The sequence below is a fragment of the Carboxylicivirga sediminis genome (genome assembly GCF_018156225.1).
Lineage (GTDB): Bacteria > Bacteroidota > Bacteroidia > Bacteroidales > Marinilabiliaceae > Carboxylicivirga > Carboxylicivirga sediminis.
Genome location: NZ_JAGTAR010000103.1, coordinates 1 through 583, shown reverse-complemented (window position 1 = coordinate 583; position 583 = coordinate 1). Strand labels below are relative to the sequence as shown.

Genomic DNA, 583 nt, shown 5'->3' with positions numbered 1-583 from the left:
TGGAACACCTCCTTTCTGGAGATATTTTGATAGCCGATTTTAGGCTTTCATTTTTACCGAATGTACTATTCATTTTTACAGCGTCAAGCAATCCTAAAAAGACGGGAAGACAATTAGACGATAGACAACTAGATAAAAATCTAAAAGTCATTAAGTCTAATCATCTATAAGTCTAACGAGAAGACACTGCAACAGTCCCGTAGCTCAGTTGGTTAGAGCACTACACTGATAATGTAGGGGTCGGCAGTTCAAGTCTGCCCGGGACTACCATACTAGAAGCTAGCCGCAAGAGGCTTGAAGCTAGACAAATGGGGGATTAGCTCAGCTGGCTAGAGCGCCTGCCTTGCACGCAGGAGGTCATCGGTTCGACTCCGATATTCTCCACCATGTAGACTAATAGATAGGAGACTATTAGACTACAAGACGAGATAATACGTATAGAAATGTCTATAAGTCTATTATCTAACAGTCTAAACATCTTACTGAACGATATAATGGTTTTTAAGTTGGTTCGATTCCAACGATATCACAAGCTATAGGCCATCAGCTATAAGCTGTAAGCAAAAGCAAAAGATCTTTGACA

2 tRNA genes are annotated in these 583 nt (G+C 40.7%); both read left to right on the top strand.

From position 1 onward, the window contains the following. Positions 1-193: 193 nt before the first annotated feature. Positions 194-270, top strand: a tRNA-Ile gene (locus KDU71_RS22810). A gap of 40 nt (positions 271-310) precedes the next feature. Next, positions 311-387: transfer RNA gene (locus KDU71_RS22805), tRNA-Ala, on the top strand. Positions 388-583: the final 196 nt, after the last annotated feature.